At 72.0% G+C, this 2973-nt stretch carries 3 protein-coding genes; 1 reads left to right on the top strand and 2 read right to left on the bottom strand.

Annotated features, from left to right (window positions below):
• Together KBX53_RS27930 and KBX53_RS27925 are read right to left on the bottom strand one after the other, a co-directional pair.
• Window positions 1-1660 (bottom strand): acetoacetate--CoA ligase (locus KBX53_RS27930; RefSeq protein WP_210862527.1); only part of this gene is annotated, 1660 nt, incomplete at its 3' end.
• 143 nt (window positions 1661-1803) lie between these two features.
• The gene (locus KBX53_RS27925; RefSeq protein ID WP_030337966.1) at window positions 1804-2322 is read right to left on the bottom strand and encodes an acyl-CoA thioesterase; all 519 of its coding nucleotides are present in this window, start codon (window positions 2320-2322) and stop codon (window positions 1804-1806) included.
• Between the two features lie 23 nt (window positions 2323-2345).
• On the opposite strand from KBX53_RS27925, the gene KBX53_RS27920 reads away from it, so the two are divergent.
• The coding region (locus KBX53_RS27920) for a hypothetical protein (protein WP_210862525.1) at window positions 2346-2973 on the top strand (628 nt) is incomplete at its 3' end.

Here is a 2973-nt window from a genome sequence, read left to right as displayed (position 1 = left end):
CCTCGTCGAGCCCCTCGACCACGGAGTAGAACTCGGCGGTGCCGAGCCGGACCCCACCACGGTTGAGGGTGGCGTCGGAACGCCCGGTGATCACACACCCACCCCGCTCGTTGATGGTGATCCAGTCGCCGTGCCGCCAGACGCCCGGGTAGACGTCGAAGTACGCCTCCGCGTAGCGGGTGCCGTCAGTGTCGTTCCAGAAGCCCACCGGCATGCTCGGCATCGGTTCGGTGATCACCAGCTCGCCGAGTTCGCCGATCACCGGCGTGCCGTCGGCGGAACGGGCCTCCACCTTGGCGCCCAACGCCCGGCAGGCGATCTCACCGGCGTACACCGGCAGCAGCGGCACCCCGCCGACGAAACCCGTGCACACGTCGGTGCCGCCGGAGAGCGACTGGAGCTGGAGGTGGTCGCCGACGGTCTCGTACACCCAGCGGAAGCCCTCGGCGGGCAGCGGCGCACCAGTGGAACCCACGCCGCGTACCGCCGACAGGTCGGCGACGTCCCGGGGGACCAACCCGGCCTTGCGGCAGGCCAGCAGGTACGGCGCGGACGTGCCGAAGTACGTGGTGCCGGTCTCCGCCGCCATCCGCCACAACCCGCCGAGGTCGGGCTCAGCCGGCCGGCCGGGCTCCGCGCGGACCGCCGGGTTGCCGTCGAAGAGCACGATGCTCGCGCCCACCGCCGGCCCGGAGACCAGGAAGTTCCACATCATCCACCCGGTGGTGGTGAACCAGAAGAACCGGTCGGCCGGGCCCAGGTCGTGGTGCAGGGCCAGCATCTTCAGGTGCTCCAGCAGGATGCCGCCGTGGCCGTGCACGATCGGCTTCGGCAACCCGGTGGTGCCCGAGGAGTAGAGCACGTAGAGCGGGTGGTCGAACGGCACCGGCGTGAACGTCAACGGCTCGTCCACGGGCGCGGCCAGCTCGGCCCAGCTCAGCGCGCCGTCGGGCGCGGGGCCCGCCGGGTCGAGGTAGCCGATGCTGACGGTGTGCCGCAGTGACGGCAGGGCGGCCCGGATCGCGGCCACCTCGGCGCGGCGGTCCACCGGCTTGTCGCCGTACCGGTACCCGTCCACGGCGACCAGCACCGACGGTTCGATCTGCTGCCAGCGGTCGGTGACGCTGCGGGTGCCGAACTCGGGGGCGCAGGACGAGAAGATGGCGCCCAGGCTGGCGGTGGCCAGCAGCAGGACGTACGTCTCGCCGATGTTCGGGGCGTACGCCGCCACCCGGTCACCGGCGGTGACGCCGAGCCGGCGCAGCCCGGCCGACACCCGGCGGACCTGCTCGCGCAGCTCCCCGGCGGTCAGCGTGACCGGCGGGCGCGTCTGCCCGTGGGAGATCACCATCGGGTCGTCGTCGCCCCGACCCGGCATCCGCAGCACGTTCTCGGCGTAGTTGAGCGTGGCGCCGGGGAACCAACGGGCGCCCGGCATCACCCGCTGCGCCAGGGTCGCGGTGGGCGGGGTGTGTGCGATCACTTCGAAGTGGTCCCAGATCGAGCGCCAGAACCCGTCCAGATCGGTGGTGGACCAGCGCCACAACGCGTCGTAGTCGGCGAAGTCCAACCCGCGGTGCTCCCGCAGCCAGCGCAGGTAGGCGCCGATCCGGGACCGCTCGCGTACGTCCGCCGGCGGCGCCCACAGCATGTCACCCACTGGTCCACCCTCCCCCTGGCCCGACACGACACTGTGACTGGGCCGTGGCGCCATCTTGCCCTACCTCGAAGCGCCATTCTGCGCACCGGGTAGGCCGACCGACGCGTGCCCGTCCCACACTCCAACCCGCCACCTCATGTGGGTCAGCCCGCGCGGTGGGCCTGGATGGCTCGACGGCGGGCGAGGCGGTGCGCCCGGCGAATCTCCGCCTCCTTGTACCGCCGCTCGTCCTCCGCGGTCTCCGGCAGCACCGGGCGGACCGCGCGCGGCGCCCCACCGACGTCCACGCCGACGAACACCAGGTACGCGGTGGCCACCCGGACCGGCGCGTCCTCGGCCGAGTCCCACCGCTCGGCGACCACCCGTACGCCCACCTCCATCGAGGTCTGGCCGGTCCAGTTCACCTGGGCGTGGGCGTGCACGAGGTCGCCGACCCGGACCGCCTCCGAGAAGACGATCTCGTCGATCGCCGCGGTCACCGCCGTTCCGCCGCTGTGCCGGGCGGCAGCGGCCCCGGCCACGTCGTCGACGAACTTCATCAGAACCCCACCGTGCACGGTGCCGTAGAGGTTGACGTCCACCGCCGTCATGATCTTGCTGAGAGTGACGCGCGAGTACGACGTCGGCTTGCCGTTCGGAGCGGCGGAGAGGTGCTCAGTCATGTCGAAAACGGTACGGTGCGCGGATGCGACATCTCTGGAGCTTCCTCGCCGGGCTGGTGGTGGCACCCATCACCTGGGTGCTGGTCACACTCGGGCAGGACGGGTCGAGCCGGACGGTCGACCGCTGGGTGGAGATCGGCACGTTCAACACCGCCAACCTGATCGAGCCGGCCGTGTACCTCGGTGTCGGCGGTGTCCTGCTGGGCCTGCTCGGCACGCTGCGCTTCTCACCGCTGGGCCCGTTGGTGGCGGGGGCGCTGCTGGTCACCCCGTACATCGGGATGTTCGTGGCGCCCTTCTCGGTGCGGGACGCGATCCCGCACGAGTGGAAGGTGTTCGGCGACCCGCTGCCGCTGCGCCTGCCCGTGGAGAACGGCACGCTCTTCCTGATCGGCATGCTGCTGCTGATGGCCACCTTCAGCCAACAGCGGTGGCGGCAGTGGCCGACCCCGGCGGCCGTTCCGGCCACGGCACCCGCCCCCGCGTCGGACGGAGGCCCCCGCAACGACGACTTCACGTTGACCGACTGGCCGCCCCCCGCGGCGGCGGAGCGGGACACCGCGCCGGTCACTCTGGGTTACCCGGCCGACTCGACACCGACCGAACCGCTGCCCCGCCGGGTGGGTGGCGAATCACCCTGGTCCGCCCCAC

The organism is Micromonospora sp. M51 (assembly GCF_018070305.1).
Taxonomy (GTDB): Bacteria; Actinomycetota; Actinomycetes; order Mycobacteriales; family Micromonosporaceae; genus Micromonospora; species Micromonospora parva.
The sequence above is the reverse complement of the archived record's forward strand: the minus strand, read 5'-3'. Positions and strand labels throughout refer to the sequence as shown.